At 46.9% G+C, this 23,645-nt stretch carries 22 protein-coding genes and 1 tRNA gene; 9 read left to right on the forward strand and 14 right to left on the reverse strand.

The genetic code is table 11. The annotated features are described in order from the left end of the window. Positions 1–19 precede the first annotated feature (19 nt). The 3 genes from ilvA to ilvB are packed head-to-tail and all read right to left on the reverse strand — an operon-like array spanning position 20 to position 3,526. Positions 20–1,516, reverse strand: a complete 1,497-nt coding sequence (ilvA, locus tag VF575_01540) for a threonine ammonia-lyase, biosynthetic (GenBank protein HEX8182266.1) — start codon at positions 1,514–1,516, stop codon at positions 20–22. Next, positions 1,513–1,773, reverse strand: a complete 261-nt coding sequence (locus VF575_01545; GenBank protein ID HEX8182267.1) for a hypothetical protein — start codon at positions 1,771–1,773, stop codon at positions 1,513–1,515. Before VF575_01545 ends, ilvA begins: the two co-directional genes overlap by 4 nt. Position 1,774: 1 nt before the next feature. Further along, on the reverse strand, positions 1,775–3,526 hold the full coding sequence (gene ilvB, locus VF575_01550; GenBank protein HEX8182268.1) for a biosynthetic-type acetolactate synthase large subunit: 1,752 nt from the start codon (positions 3,524–3,526) through the stop codon (positions 1,775–1,777). Between the two features lie 583 nt (positions 3,527–4,109). Between ilvB and VF575_01555 the strand changes: the two genes are divergently transcribed. Then, a complete protein-coding gene (locus tag VF575_01555; GenBank protein ID HEX8182269.1) occupies positions 4,110–4,529 on the forward strand; it encodes a hypothetical protein in 420 nt (139 codons plus the stop codon). A gap of 38 nt (positions 4,530–4,567) precedes the next feature. Here VF575_01555 and tmk read toward each other — a convergent pair whose 3' ends face one another. From tmk to secE, 8 genes are all read right to left on the reverse strand, one after another. Next, positions 4,568–6,997: a dTMP kinase gene (gene tmk, locus VF575_01560; GenBank protein ID HEX8182270.1), complete on the reverse strand. Its 2,430-nt coding sequence runs from the start codon at positions 6,995–6,997 to the stop codon at positions 4,568–4,570. Then, entirely contained in the window at positions 6,990–7,703 is a 714-nt protein-coding gene (locus VF575_01565) for a deoxycytidine triphosphate deaminase (protein HEX8182271.1), read from the reverse strand. The genes tmk and VF575_01565 overlap by 8 nt, the downstream gene beginning before the upstream one ends. A 124-nt stretch (positions 7,704–7,827) precedes the next feature. Then, a complete protein-coding gene (locus tag VF575_01570; GenBank protein ID HEX8182272.1) occupies positions 7,828–8,454 on the reverse strand; it encodes a hypothetical protein in 627 nt (208 codons plus the stop codon). A 7-nt stretch (positions 8,455–8,461) separates the two neighbouring features. Beyond that, entirely contained in the window at positions 8,462–9,439 is a 978-nt protein-coding gene (rplA, locus tag VF575_01575) for a 50S ribosomal protein L1 (protein HEX8182273.1), read from the reverse strand. A gap of 62 nt (positions 9,440–9,501) precedes the next feature. Beyond that, positions 9,502–9,669, reverse strand: a complete 168-nt coding sequence (locus VF575_01580; protein HEX8182274.1) for a hypothetical protein — start codon at positions 9,667–9,669, stop codon at positions 9,502–9,504. Position 9,670: 1 nt separating this feature from the next. Further along, a complete protein-coding gene (rplK, locus tag VF575_01585) occupies positions 9,671–10,102 on the reverse strand; it encodes a 50S ribosomal protein L11 (protein ID HEX8182275.1) in 432 nt (143 codons plus the stop codon). Positions 10,103–10,320: 218 nt separating this feature from the next. Further along, complete coding sequence (gene nusG / locus VF575_01590; protein ID HEX8182276.1) at positions 10,321–10,869, reverse strand: transcription termination/antitermination protein NusG; 549 nt, start codon at positions 10,867–10,869, stop codon at positions 10,321–10,323. Beyond that, positions 10,869–11,312: a preprotein translocase subunit SecE gene (gene secE / locus VF575_01595; GenBank protein HEX8182277.1), complete on the reverse strand. Its 444-nt coding sequence runs from the start codon at positions 11,310–11,312 to the stop codon at positions 10,869–10,871. The genes nusG and secE overlap by 1 nt, the downstream gene beginning before the upstream one ends. A gap of 77 nt (positions 11,313–11,389) precedes the next feature. On the opposite strand from secE, the gene VF575_01600 reads away from it, so the two are divergent. Beyond that, positions 11,390–13,021 (forward strand): glycosyltransferase family 2 protein, encoded by a 1,632-nt coding sequence (locus VF575_01600; GenBank protein HEX8182278.1) that lies wholly within the window; start codon positions 11,390–11,392, stop codon positions 13,019–13,021. Between the two features lies 1 nt (position 13,022). On the opposite strand, the gene VF575_01605 is transcribed toward VF575_01600, so the two are convergent. From VF575_01605 to VF575_01615, 3 genes are all read right to left on the reverse strand, one after another. Next, positions 13,023–14,135, reverse strand: coding sequence for an ATP-binding protein (locus VF575_01605; GenBank protein ID HEX8182279.1), 1,113 nt, complete (start codon positions 14,133–14,135; stop codon positions 13,023–13,025). 93 nt (positions 14,136–14,228) lie between these two features. Further along, positions 14,229–14,939, reverse strand: a complete 711-nt coding sequence (locus VF575_01610) for a SprT family zinc-dependent metalloprotease (GenBank protein HEX8182280.1) — start codon at positions 14,937–14,939, stop codon at positions 14,229–14,231. A gap of 104 nt (positions 14,940–15,043) precedes the next feature. After that, on the reverse strand, positions 15,044–15,718 hold the full coding sequence (locus VF575_01615) for an ATP-binding protein (GenBank protein ID HEX8182281.1): 675 nt from the start codon (positions 15,716–15,718) through the stop codon (positions 15,044–15,046). Between the two features lie 118 nt (positions 15,719–15,836). Between VF575_01615 and VF575_01620 the strand changes: the two genes are divergently transcribed. The 7 genes from VF575_01620 to VF575_01650 all read left to right on the forward strand — a co-directional run bounded on the left by VF575_01620 (position 15,837) and on the right by VF575_01650 (position 23,563). Next, positions 15,837–15,912, forward strand: a tRNA-Trp gene (locus VF575_01620). Positions 15,913–16,102: 190 nt separating this feature from the next. Beyond that, a complete protein-coding gene (locus VF575_01625) occupies positions 16,103–16,591 on the forward strand; it encodes a DUF1616 domain-containing protein (GenBank protein HEX8182282.1) in 489 nt (162 codons plus the stop codon). After that, entirely contained in the window at positions 16,588–17,340 is a 753-nt protein-coding gene (locus VF575_01630; GenBank protein ID HEX8182283.1) for a glycosyltransferase family 2 protein, read from the forward strand. The genes VF575_01625 and VF575_01630 overlap by 4 nt, the downstream gene beginning before the upstream one ends. Continuing rightward, positions 17,337–18,467 carry a glycosyltransferase gene (locus tag VF575_01635; GenBank protein HEX8182284.1) on the forward strand — a complete coding sequence of 377 codons (1,131 nt, stop codon included), beginning with the start codon at positions 17,337–17,339 and terminating at the stop codon, positions 18,465–18,467. Before VF575_01630 ends, VF575_01635 begins: the two co-directional genes overlap by 4 nt. Further along, entirely contained in the window at positions 18,464–19,420 is a 957-nt protein-coding gene (locus VF575_01640) for a glycosyltransferase family 2 protein (protein ID HEX8182285.1), read from the forward strand. Before VF575_01635 ends, VF575_01640 begins: the two co-directional genes overlap by 4 nt. Then, complete coding sequence (locus VF575_01645; GenBank protein ID HEX8182286.1) at positions 19,417–20,481, forward strand: glycosyltransferase family 2 protein; 1,065 nt, start codon at positions 19,417–19,419, stop codon at positions 20,479–20,481. The genes VF575_01640 and VF575_01645 overlap by 4 nt, the downstream gene beginning before the upstream one ends. Next, complete coding sequence (locus VF575_01650; GenBank protein ID HEX8182287.1) at positions 20,474–23,563, forward strand: glycosyltransferase; 3,090 nt, start codon at positions 20,474–20,476, stop codon at positions 23,561–23,563. Before VF575_01645 ends, VF575_01650 begins: the two co-directional genes overlap by 8 nt. The last annotated feature ends 82 nt before the right edge of the window (positions 23,564–23,645 follow it).

Below are 23,645 nucleotides of genomic sequence, written 5' to 3' on the forward strand. Positions count from 1 at the left end.
TCGTATTGTAGCAGTTCGCTTAGAGAAATGTTTGTAGTGCGCGGGACATTACTGGGCTGTACTCGTAGCCCGTGGTTTCGAGACTGCGTGGTACGTCATCAGATTCGGCAGTTTCGAAACCGATGAGGACTTTGCCGGTATCTGCACCCTGGCCACGGTAGTGAAACAGGCTGATGTTCCATTTATTGCCCAGCGAGTGCAAAAAATCTGCCAACGCACCGGGCCGCTCTGGAAAATTAACTTCATATATTTGCTCGCCGCGGGCTGCGCGTGCCGGACCGCCAATCATGTGCCGGATATGTTCCTTAGTGACATCATCGCTCGAGAGGTCAGCGTAGTCGTAGCCGTGTTTGTGTAGTTTAGTGACAAAATAATCCCGATCGGTCGCACCGCTAACTGTGATTTCGACCAGAATATGCGCCTGCGTATGGTCGACCAGCCGATATGAAAATTCAGTAATATTATGACCGTTGACGACCTCAGTACAAAACTTAGCGAGAGCCCCCGGTCGTTCAAGTAAGCTGACGCTAAAGAGTAATTCGCGGCCGCTGCCGAGCATAGTACGTTCTGCAATGTACTGCAGCCGTTCAAATGTGATGTTGGCGCCGCTGCAAATGGTCACAATCTTTTTGTCATGAACCCGATGTGTAGAAATGTACTGCAGCGCCCCGGCGAGACTCAATGCTCCGGCCGGCTCCACAATACTCCTTGTTGTCTCAAATATATATTTTGTCGCTGCACATATCTGATCGTTGGACACGGCCACGACACTATCGACATAGGTGCGGCATAGCTCATATGTTAATTCACCCACCTGCTTGACGGCCACGCCATCTGCAAAGATACCGACATGCGGCAGTATCACGCGCTCATTGATCTTGAGTGATGCCTGCATCGCGTTACTGTCGGCAGGTTCGACGCCGATAATTTTCACACTTGGCATGAGCGCTTTGACGTACTGCGCGATGCCGGCAATCAGTCCGCCACCACCAACCGGTACAAATATATAGTGAACGTCTGGCAGTTGTTCGAGGATTTCCTTGCCCACCGTTCCCTGTCCGGCAATAACATATGGATCGTCAAACGGATGAATCAGCGTTTGGCCAGTTTCGGCCTGTAGTTTCAGGCAGCTATCATAGGCGTCGCTATAGCTATCACCGGCAAGCAGTACCTTTGCGCCATAATCTTTGACGGCATCGATTTTAATACTTGGTGTTGTTCTCGGCATGACGATGGTCGCTTTGATACCGAGTTTTTGAGCGCTGGATGCGACGCCTTGCGCATGATTGCCGGCGCTGGCTGCAATGATACCTTTGGCGCGTTCTGCCGATGATAAGCTGACGATTTTATTGTAGGCACCGCGAATTTTAAACGAATGTACCGGCTGCATGTCTTCACGTTTCAGATAGATTGCGTTATTGTGCAAACTTGATAATTTCGCGGCGAGTTGCAACGGTGTTTTGATCGCCACATCGTAGACTGGGGCCAGCAATGTTTGTTGTACTGCGTCGTTCATGATAACGTTTCGGGCGCTGTCTCAAGCTCCACATGGCGGACGTCCACAATCCGCTCAAGTAGTTTTATCAGTGGTTCCTGCCAGCGGCCGGGCGCTAGTATCGTACAGCGCATGACAACTTCTGCGTTTGGGAGCGTACCTGTTGTGAGTGCCGTCAGTTTGCACCCGCGGCGGCTTAGTATCTGTAGACACCGGGGCAATACAGTCATGGTGTCTTTTGCCGTAATGACAAGCGTACAAGTCGTGTTGGCCGGCATGTTATGTGCTCCCGATTGGCTTCTCTAGTTTTTTAGCGGGTGCTTCCAGCATCATGTGGGCATACGACCGGCCTGCCGGAATCATAGGGTATATGTTATCCGCCTTTTCAACCTCACACCAGACAACGACCGGCCCGTCGTTATAATCGAGCGCGCTTTGCAACTGTTGTTTTGCGTCACGTGATTGAGCAATGTGAAATGTTTTGATGCCGTAGGCTTGAGCCAAAAGTGCAAAATCCGGATTGCCATGCAGACTGATGCCGCTCTCGCGGTTGTCATAGAACATTTCCTGCCACTGACGCACCATACCAAGACATTTGTTATCGAGTATGATGATTTTGATAGGTAGCTTTAGGTTTGCAGCTGTAGCGAGCTCGTATTCGGTCATCTGGAAGCCGCCATCACCGCTGATACTGATAACCAGCTGGTCCGGCCGGCCGAGCTGGGCGCCCAGTGCCGCCGGCATGCCGAATCCCATTGTGCCAGCGCCGCCAGAACTAAGCCAGTGGCGCGGATGCTTAGTTTTGTAGAACTGTGCGGCCCACATTTGATGCTGGCCGACGTCAGTGCAGACGACCGCCTCGCCATCAGTTAGTTTAGTCAGCGTATTGATAATACACTGCTGCGACAATGTCTGGTCGGAGGCTACAAAGCTTAATGGATAGGCTGCTTTTAGATCGGCAATCCGTGCTAACCAATCAGGGCGTGCCCGTGGTTTAACGAGATTTTCCAGCTGCTCCAGTGCATATTTGGCGTCACAAATAGCGCTGTAGTCGGTGGCGACCATTTTATTTATTTCAGTCGCATCAATATCAATGTGGCAAATTGTGGCCTGGCTGGCAAAGACGGAGGCTTCACCGACAATCCGGTCATCAAACCGCGACCCGATGTTTATAAGACAATCCGTTTCGGTAATTGCAAAATTGGCGTAGGCCGTGCCGTGCATACCAAGCATACCGAGGCTGAGCAGATCAGTTTCGTCGATAGCGCCCTTGCCGAGCAGTGTTGTGACAACTGGTATCTGCTGCTGCTCGGCAAAGCCCCGTAATGCCTTAGCTGCACCCGAGATAAGCACGCCCTGGCCGACCAGTAATAACGGGCGTTTGGCCCGCGACACGGCGTCCGCGATTGATTGCAACCCAGTCGAAACCGACACAGTATCTGCCGGTGCTGCCGACAGTTGCACGACCGTTTTGTCTGCAACTTGGAGTGTCGCTGCCCCGGCCTTATATGGTGCGGAGCTAATATCTTTCGGTATATCTATGACGACCGGTCCGGGTCGTCCGCTGCTTGCAATACTGAAAGCTTCCCTCACAATCTGCGGTATGTCGTCGGCCCCCAAGATCTGATAGCTGTGCTTGACGACCGGCATGCTCAAGTTTATGACATCCGTCTCCTGAAAGGCATCTAGGCCAAGCATGCTGGTTATCTGTTGGCCGCTGATTAGCACCATCGGTACGCTATCCATATGTGCTGTCATCAGACCCGTGATAGCATTGCCAGCTCCCGGTCCGCTGGTGACCAGCACAACGCCGGGTTTGCCGGTAGCACGGGCGTAGCCGTCTGCCATGTGTACGGCGCCTTGTTCATGCCGGCTGGCTATGAGTTTGATACTGGTCTTCGTCGTTACGATGGCATCAAATATCGGTATGACGGCGCCGCCGCTGTAACCAAAAATATACTCGACATCAAGTAGTTCGAGGGTTTTTATAAGCGCCTGTGCGCCGTCGAGTGTCTGCTCTTTGGTTGTCATTTCTGTCGTCTCTTACTAGTGTTTGTCAATTACATGTGTAAATAATATGCACAGCTAGAACGGCTGTCGCAGGGCAATCAATTTCTTTTGATACAATATGCGACATCGGGAATTCCACATCTTCCTCCTTTAATTCTACAGCTAACGCAATATTTGTATAATTATTCTGCATTCAAAAGCTTGACATATCATGGGGTGCATGTAAAATTGCTACCGTGACGAACACATATCAATACATTATTATTTCAGTCTGCGACAAGATGCTTGCCCGCACTGTCTTTGATGATTCATTGGTCTGATTACGCTCACTAAACTAGGAACAAACGTAAGCCGGACCAACCAAAAAGGTCCGGCTTTTTTAAAGGAAATGAATTGCTTATGATGCAATCTCAAACTATACGCAAAGCATAAATACTATTGACAAAACAATGTAAACAATGTAATATAGTAAAAATATAAGTTTGAAATAATGAGTATATACATAGACTATCCTCACCAGGAAGCACCATCCAGATATATAAATGATCTAGGATCGGATGCTGAACTAACAGCTTATGGCCTTTTACGAACTCCAGGAGAACATATGCAACCTAATGATTGGAATAAAAGCAGTGGCGGCGAGTCATTCGTCTCTAAGGATGACCTAGCAAAAGATCCTGTTGAACTTGCTCATATACGATCTATGCATATGGCAAAATCAGTTGTCGATTCGTTATGTGAAATTGCTGATCCCAATACCCCTAAATCGGACGAAGAAAAATTTTATTTCAGTCTCGATAACGAAGTACATCGCCAAGCCTATAAACTAGTCAGGTCGGAATTTGGTTTACCTGTTGACGGTGAACCCGAACGCGGACGTGTATTTGATTTTGATTCAGCTGTCGTGGTATCCGAACCGGTTAATTATGGTCAACGAGAACTGCATGATAGTCCGTATGCGGATTTAGAAGGCAAAGTCTTTGGTGTCAATCTTCGTGTAACTCATAAGCGACACAAACACTAAGTTAACGTGAATATTGCTTTTAGGTCTAAAAATTTTGACTAATCGAGCTGTTGCAGCTTGAACTGCGTATACCGCTCGGCGGCCAGCCGCGTTAGCGCTTCGTCTTCGCCTTGATTGACGAATTTCATGGCTTCGGCGATCACGGGATGTATCTCCGCGACTTTGGCGTGCATTTCCTGGACGAGTTTTCGGTAGCCAGGATGTCCCTGCGGACTGGTACGTAGTTCATGCAGATGGAAGGCTTCGCGGGCATTGTAGGTAACTTTCCAACGCATTTTGTGCCCGAGAAGCGTAGCATATTGGGCTTCAAGGTTATGGCCAGCGGCTTGCAGCATACTGTGCAGTTTCAGGCTAATTTCAAAGCATTGCTCAAAATCGTCTACCAGGTCTGCTTGCTCGATCAAAGATGGCGTTTCAAAGCCATAGCGCGGCGTCAGTTCCTGCCATTCCAGATCGTCAACCATACGGTGCCGCTGCAAATCCCGGAAAATACCATAATCGCAGACCAGATCCCAGCTGTAATGTATCTTTTCGAGAGCTCTGCCGGGTTTGTGCCGGCGATTAAGTCGTTCGCCAAAATAGGTATGCATGACTTTGATCTTTTGTTCGTACGGCCAACTGGCAACAGTTTTTTTGATGTCACTCAGCGGAAGGTGGCTGTGCTCGTAGAGCATGTCGGCCACAATGTCGACTTCGTTTCGTGGCCAGACGTCAGTCAGCTGGACAGCAGCCGGATTGCCGTCAGCGTGTTGACCTGATAAGTATGCGGTAGCGAGATCGGCAACAGCGTCAGCTGTCGTTGCCCGGTACGCAATGGTAGCTCCCCCGCGGTCAGGCAGGTCGGCTCGTTCTAGAAATGACGGAATAACTTTGCGGGCTTCATCGAGAATTTTCTGACCAGTACTACGGGCTTCTGCAAATGGGTCACTCTGCAAATGCATAATCAGGCTCTCGAGCGCTTGGCCGGAAGCGTATATCCCGACAGTTGATGTCGTCGCGACTGGTAATACCGACCGGACGGCGTCACAGGCCTGGGCGCGCGTCGCACCGTTCCAAGCCATATCCCGATCGGCTTCCGGCGTGTCAGAATGGCTACGGACATAATCGGTCAGTGTATGAACCATGCTAGAGTATAGGTCGAAAATGGCATCCATATGTAGTATGTAGTCACTGCGTATCTGCTCACTCAGTGTTTCGGGCACGAAATATTTATAGCTACCATCTCTCGTTTTATGATCGTAATATATATAACGCGTCGATTGCTCCAGATAGGCGCCGAGGCGTCCCCATTGCAATTTTTTAGTCAGGATATTTGATGCATTTTCAACCACCAAATGCTGGCCAACAAGCTGCTGCACTGAATCATCCCCGTATGCAGTAATGACGCGCTGGATCAGTTTATCGTCTTTGTCCATTTTACCGGCAAATTCATCGAGTAGTATAACCCGCATATCATCGCCGCGCCGGGACAAGCGTGCCATCGCAGCTGCAGCTGTCAGGCTGCTCAGCTGCGATTTCGTGGCGTAGACGGGTCCGTCGACATTGGTAAGCATCTGGTCTAACCACGCATCTCCGTCGGGCGTTACCGTATAGCTGCCATTAGCGTTTTTTGATACTAATGGTGTATCTGTCGCTATTGATTGCTCATTGGTGGTGTTCTTTTCGACAATATAATCTGTAGTTTCGTCATTTTTTGGCGGTATATCACGTGCTGCAGTATCCCCTGTACTGGTCGGTGCTGCTGTGGCTGGGTCAGGCTGAGCCGAAACAGATGCAGATGCACTTGGAGCAACGGCCGCTACTGATGGGGCAGGCGCAGTGTGCTTGGCAAGCGAATTGGCGACGAGGCGCCAGATGGTTTCCGATATTACCTCAGACGTGCCCTGAGCGTCGATAACCGGTAGATTACGTTGCTTAGCTTCCCATAGGTAACCAGTCCGGACGCGTTCCAAGAATCCGAGATCTAGATTATCAAACCGTTCTCCGTTGCCCCTGCCCTGGGCCCGGGCATGCAGAACCTCTGCCGGAGCATCCATAACGATACACAGGTCGGGTTCCATGCCGTCGACAGCAAAATTGATAATGTTATTGATGGTGTGATAATCGGGTACGTCGCCACGTCCATAATACTGTATTGCCAGCGTGGTGAGATAATTACGATCAACAATACAGATCAAACCCTGATCGACACTGTTTTTGATAATCTGTAGTGACTGCGCGCGGGCAGCATTATAGAGAAGTACTTCAGTGCGAGTGTTCATTGGGTAGCGCGGATCCTGCGTCAGCTGGCGAATTGCCCGAGCCGTCAGGTCGCTTTGGCTGTCTGGCTCACGCAGTACGCGAACAGGCAGACCAGCGATCTGCAGCCTTCTGGATAGCTCCAGGATTTGAGTAGTTTTGCCAACGCCCTCCGGGCCTTCAAGAACAATGTAGCGGCCGCGTTTGTTTGGCGTAGCCGCATCATTCATAAAACAGCCCTTCAACAACAGTTGGCATAATTCGCACGTCTTTATAGGCTTTCGGTAACATCATATCCGGTGACCAGGTTTTGATAATCGTTTCAAGGTCACTACCTTGCTGGTATTTGCCGCTAAAGCCGGCATCACGGCCTTCGCCGTACGACCCTTGGACTTCGCCTGTCGTGTGGAAAACTGCTTGGGCGATGCGTTCGCCAACCGGCAGGAGCACTGTTTCTCTCTCATTAAGATTATAAATTTCGAGCGTCAGACGGTTGATGTAACCGGGGTCAACCCAGCCAGCGTCAAAACATACGGCTACGCCATTGCGGCCCCAGCTGGAACGCGATTTTACTTCGTAGGCGCCAGGTGGTTTAATGCCGAAGAATTCATGCGTATGTGCCAGAATCCGCTCCTGCGGCTTGAGTGCGATGACAGGATGTTCGAGCGGTATATTTTTGAGCGGGCTGATACCGTTCAGTTTGCACCATTCGCCGTGCGGCATGGCTTTGTACGGTCCGTCAAAATAGCGTTCGACATCTTCCTGATCGAACGGATTATAAATTGTCCGCTCCTGCATACGCTCGATACGGTAATAATGGTAGCCGAGCGTGACGTCGAGACTCGCATGGCTGACGTGTTTCGGATCGAACGGATGGCAGACGATATGGCCATCGGCCATTGCCTGCGTAATGTCAGTATTGCTGTAAACTCCCAAAATGCTGCTCCTCCACAGTTACTGCTATTGTAGACTGATCAATAGCCGAACAGCAATAGGACGTCGCAGAATAGTAATGTGAAATTTACGCAAACATCTGTCATTATGTTTATGTTTAACGGGACTAAACGCCGGCTGTGTGGATTATTTCCATAGTTTGTTCATGGACTGACTCAATTGAACCACTAGCATCAATAATGATTCCTCCATACAATTGTGCGGCCTCCGCATAACCTGCGATCACACGATTGTGGTAATCAGCAGGTTTATCTTCGAAATAGTCGCCCGCACCCCCGCGATGTCTTCTTCGTGATTCTAAGACTGCTAGGTCCGCAGTGTATATAAGCAGCAGTGTAGGATCGAAGTATTGCATATCATTATTGATGACAGGGTAAGCAATATCCGCGTCAAGGCCGCTGCCATATACTTGATACGCCAGCATTGATGCCGGGCTTCGATCCACTAGACAGGTTGTTCCTAAGCTTCGCTTTATGTGTAGTTCGTATGCTAACTCAGCATGGATCGTTCGGGATAGTAGTAAGTCAGTCAACGGACGCCGCGGCGTATCAGATAGCGACACCAATCGCAGTTTTTCTCCGACTGGTGTGCCGCCATGCGCGCGCGTAACGTAAACCGACTCACCTTGTTTGGTGAGTCGGTCAGCGGCCAACTCGACTTGTCTGGTCTTCCCAACGCCATCAGGACCATCAAACATGATCAAGCGACCGTACGGTTGAGGAGATGTCTCCATGGTCTGATTAGTTTGCGCTGCTGGTTTCGACTTTAATGGATGGGCCCATTGAAGTCGTCAGGTGGATGGCGCGGACATAATTGCTTTTGACGCTGCCCGGCTTGTTGCCTTTGATCGATGCCAGCGCAGCGGCAGCATTCTCGGCCAGGCGGTCTGCACCGAAGCTGACTTTGCCGATGCCGAGGTGGACGATACCGGTGCTGTCGACGCGGTATTCGACCCGTCCGGCTTTGGCTTCTTTGACGGCTTTGGCTACGTCAGTCGTGACGGTACCACTTTTCGGGTTCGGCATTAAGCCGCGTGGGCCGAGGGTGCGAGCGTATTTACCGAGCTTCGCCATCTGTGAGGGGGTAGCGATCAGCGTGTCGAAGTCCATTGAGCCTTTTTCGAGTAATTTCGTCACTTCGTCGATACCGGCGATATCAGCACCGGCAGCCGAGGCTTTGGCGGCATCATCAACATCAGCAAAGACGGCAACACGTATAGTGCGGCCAGTACCCTGTGGCAATACGAAATTGTCACGGATGTTCTGATCAGCGTGTCGGGGATCGACGTTCAGGTTGATATGCAGCTCGACGGTTGCGTCGAATTTGACTGGGTTAGTCTGTGCAGCGAGTGCAAGTGCTTCTGACAAAGGATATACCTTGCCCTTCTCAATTTGCTCGGCGGCCTTACGGAAGTTTTTACCCTGGCGCTGCAGACGTGTGCGAGTCGGATTGTGGTGCTGCTTTGGCTTGTCAGCGTCTTCGGCTTCTTGCTCGGCTTTTTCTTCTTTGCGGGCTTCCTTGGCAGCTTTGGCTTCAGCTTCTTCAAGCGCTTTTTCGCTGCGCTTGCCAGCTTTAGCGGTCGCTTTCTTGGTCTTGGTTTCATTCTTTTCTTCGACGACTTCTACTGCTTCAGCGTCAGTAATTTGGTCTGCAATGACTTCTTCAATCGGCTGGTCAGCTGCAATATCGGCTGCGTTATCTTTGTTGGCTTTTGCCATGTGTATGTCTCCTTCGTGGTGGTAACGGCTCTGGTTTATGCCAGAAGCCTCCCACAAATTAATTATGTAGTCTTTTTAGTGTGCATATCAGATAATGCTTGCAAGATTGATCCTGGAGTAATCTGCTGTGCTATAGCTCCTAGAAATGCGGCATTATCTGTTATGATTTCTGCCTGATCAATAACAGCTTCAATCTCGGGCTGTTGTGGCTCTGGGAAAGGTTCGCTCATTTTACCCCTCGACTTCAACGCCCATGCTGCGGGCGGTGCCGGCGACCATCTTTTTGACGGCTTCGACGTCGTCGGTGTTCATGTCGTGGGCTTTTTCGGTCGCGATTTTCGTCAGTTGAGCCTGTGACAGTTTTTTGCTGATCTTTTCAGTATTCGGTTTGCCGGAACCCTTTTGGATACCGAGCTCGGCGCGGATGCGGTCATCAGTTGGCGCGCCAACGACGCGGAATTTCATAGTTTTATCGGTGTATACAGTGATATGTGCGGTGACGGTAGCGCCCTGCATATCTCGAGTCATATCGTTGAATGGATTAATAAAATCCATCATGTTAACACCGTATTGTCCGAGCGTGCTACCAACTGGTGGCGCTGCGCTGGCACGGCCGGCCGGGATCTTCATCTTTAGATGAGCGCGGACTGGTTTTTCTGCCATATTGTATTCTCCTTTAGAATTTGTCGAGATTTCAGGAAGTATTGAAGCGATCCTTACTAACTCTCCTACCGTCCGTGATTGGAATGAGTAGTGTACATATGTGCGTAACAGATGTGATTGTACCAGATATAAGCGTATAAGTCTAGGCTATTGACACAGGGTGTAATACTGCTCATGTCAATAGATACTGCAACGTTTTGAGTGTGCCTGATACTGTACTAAACTCGCTTGACCTGCAATGAGTCGAGCTCTACAGGAGTTTCACGGCCGAACATGTTGACGAGGACTTTGAGTTTGCCTTTTTGCGGATCAATTTCGTTGATTGCGCCGTCGAAGCCCTTGAATGGACCGTCGGTAATAGATACGACGTCCCCAAGCTTGTAGTCTATCTTGTGTTTCGGCTGTTCGAGGCCCATGCGCTTCTGGATTTTTTCGATCTCGTCATTGCCGAGCGGTGTCGGATCAGTGCCGGAGCCAACGAAACCAGTGACTGATGGTGTATTACGTACGATGTACCAGGCATCTTCGCTCATTTTCATTTGGACGATGACATAGCCTTGGAAGATACGCTTTTCGACAACGCGGCGTTTGCCGTTTTTGATTTCAATCATTTTTTCTTTGGGTACCAGAACCTGATAGATCTTATCCTTCATATCGAGGCTGTCAGCTCGCTGGCGGATAGATTCAGCGACCTTTTCTTCGTAGCCGCTGTAAGTATGAATGGCGTACCATTGCTTAGTTGTATCGTATCGTTTAGATATAGACATCACTTTATTATTAACTCCTTAAATAGTTTATCAAGTACAAAATCTACCAGTGCGACGATGACGCCGAATACGATCGAGAAGACGATAACGGCGTAAGTCAGTTTCCAGCTGGTACGCCAATTGGGCCAGGTCACCATGCGCAGTTCACGCCAGCTGTTCCGCAGATACTTTGGAAGCAGTATGCGGCCGATAATTCTAAAGACACGGTAGCGGCCTAACTTGCCGACAAGGCGTCCAAGCTGGCGCAGTGGCCAGATAAATCCACGCATGAACGATCCGAAGAAACTGGATTTTGGTGCAGCTTCGTTCTTTTGCTGCTGCTGGAATTTTTCGGTTCGCTGCCGGACTGTTTCGCTATTGGTACGCAAGCGGCGCTTAGCTGGTTTCTTATCGGTATTGTCTACTACTTCACCTTCAGGTACTACTGGTTTGTCGTCGGCCATTACTCACCTTTGCTGATTGCTGTGCTGTTACTTGTTTGACATTAAAAAGCCTACTATTGACATAGTAGGTTTCTCACGTGCTATGTCAAGCATACGCCATAGGTGGGCCGTCGTCAATATGCCCTCTCGTGCAGCTTATCGCCCTGAACAGCGGACGCCGCAGTACGGCCAACGAATGCTATAGTAGAACCATGATGCTTGTGCTTGTATTCTTCGTGATGAGTTTGTTACTCGAAGTTTGTCTGCCGTTTGTACATGTGTCCCACTTATTTGCTAAGCGCTTTATTGCTGCAGTAATAATCGGACTCTTGCTTGCCAGCAGTGCATATCTCGTCTGGAACTATCCATCCGGATGGAGTGTCATATTTGCGATACTGACGTTGTACCGAATATTTAATGTACTGCGGATTGTAACAGCCCGCATGCATCCGGTGTACCTGCGTCGTGTCTGCAGTCTGACGACGATATGGTTGGCGGCTGGGCAAATCGGTACAATGTCGCTCCTGTACGTGTTGTCTGAAGCGCTTATCCCCGCTGTCATACTGACCGTTATGGCGATGCTCCTGGCGCTGGTAGGGAGCGTGACGATCTATATAACCGTCCGGGGACATGTCAACCGGACTGCGCAGCTGGCGGAGCCAAGCCATTATAGCAGTGCAACGATACCGAGTGTGACAGTGGCTATATCTGCCCGTAATGAAACCGACAGCTTACTAGCGTGTATCGAATCAATACTAGCGAGCGATTATCCGAAGTTGGAAATTCTGGTACTGGACGATTGTTCGCAGCAGCGCCGCACGGCAGAAATCATCCGCGGTTTTGCGCATGCCGGAGTCCGGTTCATTCCCGGTGATGAGCCCAAGCCGGGCTGGCTGGCGCGTAATCAGGCCTACGATGTGCTTGCCCGGGCTGCCAGCGGATCATATATATTTTATTGTAATACCTCAGTACGTATCGAGCCGTCAACCGTGCGCACGCTGGTGGCGATGGCAACGGCCCGCGACCGCTCAATGGTAAGTGTTATGCCCAGGTACGCTCTGGCGCCCGGTCAAATTTCGTTGATTGAACCGATGCGAGCCGCCTGGGAACTGCTGGTGCCGCGCAGTTTGGTGAGTCGTCCGCCAGTCTTTAGTCCATGTTGGCTGATACGAGCCGACGCTCTGCAAGCTTGGGGCGGATTCCGGGCCGTGAGCCGGATGGTTGCACCAGAATCCTACTTTGCCCGAGCAGCCAATACCGCTCACAGTTATGATTTTGTTGCTGACGGCGCTGCCTACGGCATTTATGGGGAATCAACAATACAAGAACAGCGTAGCACTGGCATTCGAACGAGCTATCCTGCTCTCCGTCGCCGACCTGAAATGGTCGCTAGCGTCAGCTTGCTGACGGCGATCATTGTTGCCGCGCCATTCGTTGCTATGCTAGGTGGTGTCATGTTGCATGACCTTTCGGTAGCTTGGCGAATTGCTGCGGTCTTAGCCGGGATTGGAGCTGCCGTCTTGCTACTGGCAGCTTACCGCCAAGTGCTGCAGCTCACCTACGGCAGCGCCCGGCTCAGCCAAGTTGTCAGTTTCCCGGCTGCCGTAGTTACTGCAATCGGACTACTGCATTATTCGATGTATAAATACGAATTTTCTGAGGTCATTTGGAAAGAACGCAATATTTGCCTGCCCGTAATGCACGTTGTGCCGTCGCTGCCAAAGATCTGAGCTACTGTAAGTTCGGCAGATAGATGGTAAATTTCGAGCCTTTTCCAAGCTCACTCTTAGTCGTAATTTCAGCATGGAGCAGTCGGGCCAGCTTCATGGTGACGTACAGGCCGAGGCCGGTGCCGCCTGTTTTGCGTGTCTGATAATTCTCGGCGCGGAAGAATTTATCATAAATTTTTTCTTGGTCGCTTTTGCTGATACCGATCCCGGTATCTTCGATAGTGACGCTAACGCCCTTATCATGTGGTTTGGCGGCCAGTGTGATGTGGCCGGCATCGGTGTATTTGATGGCGTTGGTTACGAAGTTCTGCATGACTTCGCGGACGTACAGTTTGCTCGACATCAGTAGCTCAAGGTGCGGGCTCAGCTCGATGTAAATGCGCAGGCCTTTTGCGGACGCTTCCGGACCATAGACGCGGCCCAGATCGCTGATGAGATCATGCATGTTGATCGACTCTGGCTCAATAGTCAAAACACCTCGTTCTGCCCGTGACAGGGTGGAAAGATCGTTGATCATGTCGGCCAGGAACAACGTCTGCTGATGAGCTTCGTGCAGCGCGTCCTTGATAGGTTTGCTGCCGCCGGCTTTGTCGACAATATACTGCGCGTTGCTGATGTTGCCCTCAGCTATCGTGATCGGCGTGCGTAATTCGTGGCTGACGACGCTGATAAACTCGTCACGCTCTTCCTCGAGGGATTTTTCATGGCTGATGTCACGCAGGACGATAACGTAACTTTGCTTGCCGGATTTGCCGTACCCAAGGTGTACGGGAGCAATACTCAGGTATAAGCTGACTTTGCTGCCGTCGGCATAGCCGATAGAATAATCGCGGCTGACAAAGGCTGTTTTGGCACTTCGTATCAGGCTGGCAATAGCAACCGGTTGATTGTCCGCGTCTACCAGTTTACAGACTGAGCTGAGCGATTTATCTTTCATCGAGCTGTTCAAATCAAGGATGTTAAGTGCGGCCCCATTGTATAAATCAACTTTCGCGTGCTCATCTACGGCAATAACACCGTCAACCATACTGTTAATTAAGCTGAGCAGGCGTTCATGTTCGAATTCGGCTGCCGCTTTGGCTACACCGGCTACTGTGGACTGATTTTCAGGCATAACCGTATTATGCCATACCCAGTTGCTTGGCGAAAATTAGATCTGTCTGCCTCGCGCTCGTTCGGTACCATCCGGCTTTTACCGCCTGTTCGGTTATGTAGTCGGTCGTAGGATCGGCTGGTGTTGTTTGATAACCTTGCGGAGCTGCTTAGCGCGTGGATCATGGCGCATGAACTCTGACCAGAAGGCATCGCTGTGATTGAGATGTTTCGTATGTACTAGTTCATGGATGAGTACGTAGTCGATCAGCTCCCAGGGTAACTGCATAAGGAATAGATTAAGTACGATATCTTGTTTGTTGTCACAGCTCCCCCAGCGGCCCTTGAGCCGTTTGATGCTGACGCTGTTATAATCGAATCCGAATTTGTCGGCTAGGGTGCGCAGCCGCTGCGGCAGTAGTGACTCGGCCTGTGCCCGGAGCGCTCGGATGCAAGCCCTCTGCGCGACTTTTTGCACTTCCGGATGCATGGCTGCCATGCCGAGTGGCCGGGTAATGCGGATTTCACTGCCAGCAAGACGCGATGATGGCGCATCGATAGTGGCTGTAGCAAATACTAGACGGTGCGCCTTGCCGATCCGCATGCCACTTGCGAGCGGCACTTCTCGAGCTGGGGCATTACTCAGGATCCAGTCTTTCCTAGACTTCGCAAAATCAATGCCGCTTTGATACGGGGTCCAGCTGGGTATCGTGACACGGACTTCGCCGTTTGCTGCGATGCTGATCCGTAGCGACCGGCTACCGCTGCGTTTGTTCACCCGCACGGTGCCAATGTCGTCCAGCTCAAAGAATTTTATAGCCACCATTACCCTCGTCTACATTATGTTGTTGCTGCCAGCGAGCCAGCTATACTGCCGCGAAACTGCGTGAGCAAACCGAGCGAACATCTGCCCTGCGATTCATCACGGCCTTAACGGATCATGATATTGCGGCGCGTCATATCGACACGGCCGGCGGCGGATGACGCAGTGTTATTCGGAATCAAGTTGACCAGGCCCGGTTTGACGATCTGGGTCAGCGCATCATCAAGTGAAACCAAGTTGAGCTCGTGCAATCGTTTGACGACAGCGCTGAGCTGCGTCTTGAAGACGTGCTTGCCGCTAATGACGATATAATCCTCGATGGTTTGCGGATTTTGCATCCGGCTGGCCATGGCATCGAATGTTGCATGGTCCATGGCGGCGGCATACTTGTCGTCACTGCGGCGGCGATCGCGCTTTGTGGTACGGACATACGATCCTTCGGCATCAATCTGCAACCAGACGAGTACTGGCTGAGCATGTGACTTGCGAGCCATTTCCCGGAGTCCGTGGCGCTGGGAGGCCCGCATAGCATTCGTATCATAGACGACGCTGATACCGGCGTTCAGGAATTCGCCAGTCATATAATCCATCAGTTGGGTGATAACATCATTTTCCTGTTTGTCATAGCGAGGTTCATCAAATAGCTCAAATCGAATGCGATCGTCCTGAACGTGCGCAGCCTGCACGTGTTCGCAAAATTGGCGTGCAAAATACGTCTTGCCCGAACCGGGATATCCATAGAGGTGGACGAGGAGCGGCTTTACTGGATTGATTTTTGCCATATGTATCTATTATTTATACCAGATAACATCGATGAAGCAAAGCACTGACAGATGACAATTCGACGCGAATAGCTTATTATTGAGCAGTCAGCTAAAATATATCAAATCCATACTATAGAGGGGTGTAGCTCAGTTGGTAGAGCACTGGTCTCCAAAACCAGGTGTCGCAGGTTCAAGTCCTGTCTCCCCTGCCAATATAAAACGGCCTGCCCTTGCGGTAGGCCGTTTTATATTGTTACAACGTAAAGATTTGGTTCTGCAGCGCAGATTAGGAAAACTCTAGTTTGTTTTTATGTAACACATTAGATTCCCAGGTATATATCATGTTAATGTAGTACAGAGAAGTAAGGGTAACATAATTCTAGGTTAGAGTTAGAGGGTATTGTGCAAGCTATTTCGGTTGAGAAAATTCGGAACAAATACGTGGCTTATATTGCAGCCTTTGTATTAGTCGCCGCCACGCTGATACTCTATTTTAATACTGCCGCCATTACACGCCAGCTGAATGCCTGGCAACTATTGCCACAGCCGGAACGCTTAACTGAGTTATACTACGAAAAGCATACCGAATTACCGACAACCTATGCTCCCGACATGCAGCAATCGTATAGCTTTACTGTTCACAATCTGGAATACCGCACAACCGCCTACAAATACGAAGTTATGGAGCAATCCGAGGACAGCAGCCAGCGCCGTGTCCTTTCCAGCGGCTCATTCGCACTCGAGCATGACAGGTCGCGGACAACTGCAATTACTATATCCCCTATCGATTTTGGACCTCGAGTCAAAATTGTGACGACAATTAACAAAAATGTTTCAGACAATGACGGCAATGAATCAATACATTATTGGGTGACGAGACGAGGGGCATGATGTATCGAGGAAAAACTAAAAAATTGACCGTTTTGATTCCATGTTACAACGAAGCCAAAGGCATTGGCGCTGTTTTGGATAAGCTTCCACTTGTTAAGCTGACACACAACCATTACGTGGTAGATGTGATAGTTATTGACAACAATTCTACGGACAAGACTGCTGAAGTTGCCCAGTCTCACGGCGCCCGCGTTATACATGAACCCAAAAAAGGCAAAGGTAATGCAATGCGTGCCGGCTTCCAAGCCGTGTCCGACGATACTGATTATGTTGTGATGCTTGACGGAGATGACACCTATGACGCCGGTGAAATTCAGCGCATGATTGAGCCTCTAGAAAATAAATTTTGTAGTGTTGTCATCGGCTCCCGCCTGGGTGGCAAGATGCATATCGGCGCAATGCGTACATTCAATCGGGCTGGTAACTGGTTCTTTACGCACATCGTCCGGATGTATTACCGGGTAAATGTCACTGACGTACTTACTGGTTATTTTGCGTGGAAAAAGCAAAACATCGACGAACTGCTACCCCATCTGGTATCAGAAGGTTTTGCCATAGAGATGGAAATGATCACGAAGATGGCCAAGCTCGGCCACGACATATACAGCGTGCCAATCAGCTATACACCGCGGAGCGGGGAGACGAATTTGCGGCCACTATACGACGGGCGGCGGATATTGCAGATGTATTTCAAGAATATACGGTGGCAACCGGCCCGGCAATATGAGGACGTGGGGGACGCTGGGTGAAAATAGTCTACGTCTCCGATTCCATCTATCCATACAACAAAGGGGGCAAAGAAAAACGGTTATACGAAATCAGCACACGGTTGGCTTCGATGGGCCATGAGGTTCATATTTATACTATGCACTGGTGGAAGTCAACGGAAACTTCTCGTCTAGAAGATGGCGTACATTTACACGCAATTAGTAAATACTACCCCTTGTACAAAGATGGTGGTGACCGGCGCAGCATAAAAGAAGGTGTGTTGTTTGGCTTGGCTTGCTTGCGACTATTTCGAGTGAAATTTGATGTGCTGGATGTCGACCATATGCCTTTCTTTCCTATCTACGCCGCCTGGTTTGTCTGCATTCTGCGTGGTCGTCGACGGCAGTTTTATGGTACCTGGCACGAAGCTCTAAACCGTAAGGATTGGATACGTTACATGGGCATAGCTGGAAATATAGCTTCCGTTATTGAACGAGTAAGTATACATCTGCCATATATGGTTACAGCGGCATCGCCACATACGCAGCGACTCATCAAATCAGAATTGAACCGCAAAAAACGCGTAGCATTGGTAACCTCCGGCATAGATCTGGATATGATCTCGCACATCAAACCGGCTCGGGTACGCTGCGATGTACTGTATGCCGGGCGGTTGGTGAAAGACAAAAATGTCGACGTACTCGTCGAGGCCATTGCCCTTATCGCAGCAAGTTACCCGAAGATTCGCTGTACAATCATCGGACACGGTATAGAAAAGGATAATATTGCTGAAAAGATTAAGCAGCTAGGAATGATAAAAAACATTTCCTTACTGGCACCCCTCACCGAATCAAGGGACGTATATGCTTATATGCAGGCCGCCAAGGTATTCTGCCTCCCGTCAGTACGCGAAGGCTTCGGAATTGTAGCACTAGAGGCTCTAGCATGTGGTACCCCCGTAGTAACCACAAATGCTGCGGCCAATGCTGCTAAAGACTTGATAACCGACGGTGGTAACGGCTCAGTTGTAGCGCTAGGGCCGATTACATTTGCCGTGTCCCTGCAAGAATGGGTGATGAGTCCCCGTAAGAAACACATCAGAGGCAAGGCAGAGGGCTACGGTTGGGGAGCATTAGCTTCGACGCAGGCAGAGGTGTATGCATTATGAAATACTCATTCGTATTGATTGCTTACAATGAAGCTGAAAACATTATCAATTGCATCCAGTCTATCGAGCATTTGCAAGAGCTTGGCAATAGCTACGAAATCGTTGTTGTTGACGATGGATCCCAGGATCAAACAGCCTCGATGGTGAGAGCGTACGCCAAAAAAAAACGTAAGGTGCGCTTAGTCAGTGACGGCAAGAACCATGGCCGTGGCTACGGACGGTACCGCGGAGTGGAAGTATCCACCGGTGACTATATCGTGATGGTCGACGCCGATATTATTATGCCGAAAGCTTGGTTGACATCTACCCTGCCTTACATGAAAACACACGATGTGGCCGGTGGTATCGCCGTACCGGATGGTGATGTGGCCTTTATCTATCGACGGTTTAAGCTAAAGCCAAAAACTGTCATGGGGAGTACGACCATTACCGGCAATAATGGCATATATAAACGACGGGTTTTTGCGGAGGCTCAGTTTGATCCTAAGTTGCGCGAAGGCGAAGATGTCGACTTTAATCACAGCCTTTCCAAGACCCAATACTCAGCCATATGCGTACCTGGCCTGACCGTTGAACATCAGGAACACAAATCATTTCCGAAATCGATGCAGTGGCTCTACCAGAGCGGAATCGGCGCTACGCGGCAATTGATCCGATACAAGGAAATACGGCTGCCGGACATCGCTTTTGGCCTGACATTTATGACGTTCATTGTCGCAGTCACCTTCACTATCACTGCCGGCAGATGGATTGCATTCCTCATCCCACTGCTCGGCGTATTGGGAGCTAGTTTTCTACACCTGCGTGGTAAGTTTAATTTTTCGCTAAGAACATGTGTACTAAGCGCTGGATCCTTATTTACAGATGCAATATTTATTATTTGCTACTACATGGGTCGTGTCACTGGCATAGTGATTTTTTTCAAGAAGTGGTTTAAAGGACAGCACATATGAGTTTACCACAAATTAAAGAACCTAGTTTCATAGTAGAAAAAATGCCGACTGTCACAATCGCCATACCTACATATAATGGTGAACACAAGCTAGAATCGACTCTTAATTCTGTTATTGAGCTTGACTATCCAAATGATAAAATACAAATAATTTTAATTGATGATGCATCAACCGATGCGACACTTGCAATTGCTAGAAGGTATAATGTCGATATTATAAAACACTCTGTTAATCGAGGTGTTTGCGCAGCTCGCAATAGCGGGCTCAAGCGGTCTTCATCAAAATATTTTGCAAGTATTGACGATGATTGTGTGCTCGATAAAGATTGGCTCAAGCTATTAATAGGTGGTTTCGAAAATAAAAATATTATTGGAACTGGAGGCTATTTAGAATCATATTCTGAGAATAAGTCATTTTTAGCCGTTTATTTGAACGCCGTAGGATATGGAATGCCAACGCCAATCAGTCTTGATGCACGAAAAACTCCGATTGAAAGAATTATAAACTTTATATCCGATGCACTAAAGCAAAGAGGTCAGATCGAAGGTCAGTATGTACGGGAATTGATGGGTGCTAATTCCGTCTTTAAAACTTCGGTTTTGAAAGAAGTCGGAGGCTGGAATGAAAATTTGTTAGCGTCTGAAGATATTGACATATGTATGAGGGTAAGAAATCGATACCCAATCAGAAAATTTTTATTTGTTCCTCAGTCACGTATGCGTCATATGATCACAATGAGTTCCTACCAGTATATAAGGCGAGCGTATGACCGTATGAGACATACTTATGCCTTTTACAGATCTCATGATTTGGTTCCGCCGGTAATGCCATTTCCTTTTCTGGTTCTGATATTCATAATTTCAGGTATGATACTCGATTTTAAAACTGGACTAATCGCGATAATATTCGCGCCACAAATAGTGTATTTTTGGTGGCTCTACAGATCAATAACAAGCCGAAAGGCTGTATATATTCTCATACCTTACTTTGAGTTCTTGTTACATTTAACGATGAATATGCAGGTGCTTAGGTTATTTGCATTGGGAAATAAACATGGATAAGCCGTTAATATCTATCGTAATAATTAATAAAAACGATAAAGGTATTTTAAATACCCTAAATCGATTACAAGAAATCGAACGTCCGGCTTTAACCGAGACTATTGTTGTCGATGCTTCAGGGAAAAAATTAGATTATATACGGCAAAAGTTTAATGATATCAAATGGATAAATTTTAAAGTCAAGACGGATAAAAAGTATACCATTCCTGAGCAGAGGAATATTGGTGTTGAGTGTGCTTCCGGTGAAATTATTGTTTTTACTGATGCAAATTGTATACCCAATGAAAATTGGTTAAATAACCTAGTGCAGCCAATCATTGAAGGAACTGAGTCTATTGTCGCGGGAGCAACATTTTCACAAAATCAAACTACTCTTCATGACAACAGAGCCGAAATAGACAACGAATACTTGAATGAGTGCCCCACCATCAATTTGGCATTTAAAAAAAAGATATATGAAGAAGTCGGAGGTTTCGACGAAGAGTTCGACTATGGATCAGACGTAGACTTCAGTTGGAGGCTCAAAAACTACGGCTATAAAATCAAATTTCAGAAAAATGCAACAATTACGCATGACTGGGGTAACGGTAAACAAGAAATCAAACGTGAATTTTTATATGGAAAAGCTAGAGCGAAGCTATATATAAAACACAAAGTTGACTTCATTAAGATGTTGAAAAACGACCCTGTCATATTTGTTTATCCTGCGTTCATACTCGGATTACCTTTAACATTTTTCTTTCCTTTCTATCCTGCTCTAATCTTATTATTAGCATTAAAAAACATTCAGCATAAACCATTATTAATCCTACTGCATCATATTGTCTATGGATTAGGGGCTATGAGTGAAGTATGTAAGTCACTTTTCGTAAGTCAGTTTACAGAAGCGCGTAGGATACGTTTATGGTTAGCATATTTCCTGATAGTTATCTCAAATATTCTACCGAATTTTATATCGTTGCCAACTATATTTAAGCCAATTTTATTTATTCTATTAATTTCATTAACAGGTTATATTTTTTCGTTTTTAATTAAATTCCCACGCGAAATATTGTGGCAACTGAGAATCGCATTCAGTGTGTTTTATCTTATTATTTTAGGATTATCAGTAAATACAGCTTTTACAATACTCTCCATAGATCATCCATTGATTCTGTCATATTTTTCATTAATCAATCTTGTTACCTCCACTATATTATTTATTTTTGCTTTAAAGACAAAAATTGTCTATATACCTAATAAAATAAATATTTGGAAGTCTGACATAGTTCTTTGTGTTGGTTATTTTGTTTTCATTGCACTTTGTATCTTTAACTCTATTCTGTTGAATAATGACGTTAATAATATATTAAGTGCCATTATCTTCCCATACATTGCCTTACTCATTTCCTTTTCTATATACAAAAAGGAAACTGATGATTGGGCGCATAAATTTAGCTTGTACTGTTTTGCGCTAGGCTTATTATATTTGTTTTCTTTAAGAGGTAACCTTGTAAATGGGTGGGATATACAATCTGAGATGTTTGTATTCAACCTTACAAATAATGGTGAACTTTGGAACATTAACCTATTACGTGACGCTTATAACGCTTCACTTAGTTTAAATATATTACCAACAATTCTAAGCAACTATTTACACGTTTCGGGTGATTATATATTTAAAGTTTATTATCCTTTAATTACGGCATTCTCATTGCCTGTAATATACAGTTTCGCTAAAAAGTTTCTATCACAATCGTACGCCTACATTTTATGTGTATTCTTTATTAGTCAAGCACAGTTTATGCAGCAATTACCGGCTCTAGCACGTCAACAAATTGCGTTTTTATTCTTTTTCATTTTAATTTACCTATGTTTCTCAAAAATTTCATCATCCAGTAAATTTACTTTGCAACTCATTATCGGAACTGGTATGATACTGAGTCATTATTCAACTGCTTATGTTGCTCTTGCAATACTAATATCAGGATTGGCAATCTTTAAATTATTAAAATTATTTGGCCTTATAAAATCACATACGGAATTAATAAGCATAAGGTGCATAATTATATTAGTTTTAGTAAGTCTTTTTTGGTATGGTCAACTAACAAATACCTCAAATAGTCTTAAAACTACTTTTGTTAAAACGCTAAATTCATTATCAGGATCCCCTGAAAATTCTCGCAGTAAATCAGCACAAGCAGCTTTGCCGGGATATATAGAACCGAATTCAGAAGAGTTAATGCAGGAGTATATAAAAAATAATATTTATAACAGTGAGTATCTTTCGCAGTCACAAAAAAAATCTGTAGCTAATGAGGTCAAGCTTTCAGATGACATATCTTCATCCGAAAATAATAATATCTTAGAAACATCTATAAGTATATTTACCGATACAATAAAACAACTATTTAAGCTTGGCGTAATAATCGGTACAGTCTTTTTAATAATTTTTTATAAAAATAAAAGAAAAAGTGCAGCTGTATTGAATATCATATGCATAAGCTCTGCAAGCATATTACTGCTTTCGGCTATTATATTATTACCCCAGCTATCACTCAACTACAATTCCGAAAGACTTTACCAACAAATCATTCCAATAATCGGTATCGGGTTATTTACACTACTATTGACAGCAGCAAATCGTTATAGCTATGTTTTTGTTACGTTTCTAGTCTATCTATCTTTATTGGCATATTTATTCACATATGTAGGATTTTTAGCAAATATTGTAAATGGTAATTCTACATTGCAACTGTCTGGCAGTGGCCAAGCATACGATCAATACTTTGTTCATAAGGGCGAGATAAAAGCATCAGAGTTCATAAAAATGGAGGGTTTGGAAACAAAATTAATCGTATCTGACGTGTATGGGTTAGTTAAGTTAAATCGTATATTGGGTAAAGATGTAACGACATCACAAAATATATATGCCCAAACCTACAATTCGGACACCGTATTCTTTTTAACCGATACTAACATTAGAGGTACTATGTATGGCGCTGAGTCCAATAACACAATATCGTTAATATATCCACTAAAGAGTCTCGATACTAAACGAAATCTAATTTACTCTTCTAGTACATCGAGAATTTATAAGTAATTATGAATAAGCACATGAAAATACTTGTTTTACCGAAGGACACAAATCCGTATCAAGAACTACTCTATAATCACATGCCAAA

The organism is Candidatus Saccharimonadales bacterium, assembly GCA_036388415.1.
Classification (GTDB): Bacteria; Patescibacteriota; Saccharimonadia; order Saccharimonadales; family UBA4665; genus UBA4665.

What these genes read in the sequence shown, in the direction of transcription:
- VF575_01630 (HEX8182283.1), top strand. Translation starts at nt 16,588, where the DNA reads ATGATGTATCGAGGAAAAACTAAAAAATTGACCGTTTTGATTCCATGT.
- ilvB (HEX8182268.1), bottom strand. Translation starts at nt 3,526, where the DNA reads ATGACAACCAAAGAGCAGACACTCGACGGCGCACAGGCGCTTATAAAA.
- rplA (HEX8182273.1), bottom strand. Translation starts at nt 9,439, where the DNA reads ATGGCAAAAGCCAACAAAGATAACGCAGCCGATATTGCAGCTGACCAG.
- VF575_01605 (HEX8182279.1), bottom strand. Translation starts at nt 14,135, where the DNA reads ATGCCTGAAAATCAGTCCACAGTAGCCGGTGTAGCCAAAGCGGCAGCC.
- VF575_01555 (HEX8182269.1), top strand. Translation starts at nt 4,110, where the DNA reads ATGCAACCTAATGATTGGAATAAAAGCAGTGGCGGCGAGTCATTCGTC.
- VF575_01580 (HEX8182274.1), bottom strand. Translation starts at nt 9,669, where the DNA reads ATGAGCGAACCTTTCCCAGAGCCACAACAGCCCGAGATTGAAGCTGTT.
- VF575_01615 (HEX8182281.1), bottom strand. Translation starts at nt 15,718, where the DNA reads ATGGCAAAAATCAATCCAGTAAAGCCGCTCCTCGTCCACCTCTATGGA.
- nusG (HEX8182276.1), bottom strand. Translation starts at nt 10,869, where the DNA reads ATGTCTATATCTAAACGATACGATACAACTAAGCAATGGTACGCCATT.
- secE (HEX8182277.1), bottom strand. Translation starts at nt 11,312, where the DNA reads ATGGCCGACGACAAACCAGTAGTACCTGAAGGTGAAGTAGTAGACAAT.
- tmk (HEX8182270.1), bottom strand. Translation starts at nt 6,997, where the DNA reads ATGAATGATGCGGCTACGCCAAACAAACGCGGCCGCTACATTGTTCTT.
- VF575_01545 (HEX8182267.1), bottom strand. Translation starts at nt 1,773, where the DNA reads ATGCCGGCCAACACGACTTGTACGCTTGTCATTACGGCAAAAGACACC.
- VF575_01610 (HEX8182280.1), bottom strand. Translation starts at nt 14,939, where the DNA reads ATGGTGGCTATAAAATTCTTTGAGCTGGACGACATTGGCACCGTGCGG.
- VF575_01645 (HEX8182286.1), top strand. Translation starts at nt 19,417, where the DNA reads ATGAGTTTACCACAAATTAAAGAACCTAGTTTCATAGTAGAAAAAATG.
- VF575_01570 (HEX8182272.1), bottom strand. Translation starts at nt 8,454, where the DNA reads ATGGAGACATCTCCTCAACCGTACGGTCGCTTGATCATGTTTGATGGT.
- rplK (HEX8182275.1), bottom strand. Translation starts at nt 10,102, where the DNA reads ATGGCAGAAAAACCAGTCCGCGCTCATCTAAAGATGAAGATCCCGGCC.
- ilvA (HEX8182266.1), bottom strand. Translation starts at nt 1,516, where the DNA reads ATGAACGACGCAGTACAACAAACATTGCTGGCCCCAGTCTACGATGTG.
- VF575_01640 (HEX8182285.1), top strand. Translation starts at nt 18,464, where the DNA reads ATGAAATACTCATTCGTATTGATTGCTTACAATGAAGCTGAAAACATT.
- VF575_01650 (HEX8182287.1), top strand. Translation starts at nt 20,474, where the DNA reads ATGGATAAGCCGTTAATATCTATCGTAATAATTAATAAAAACGATAAA.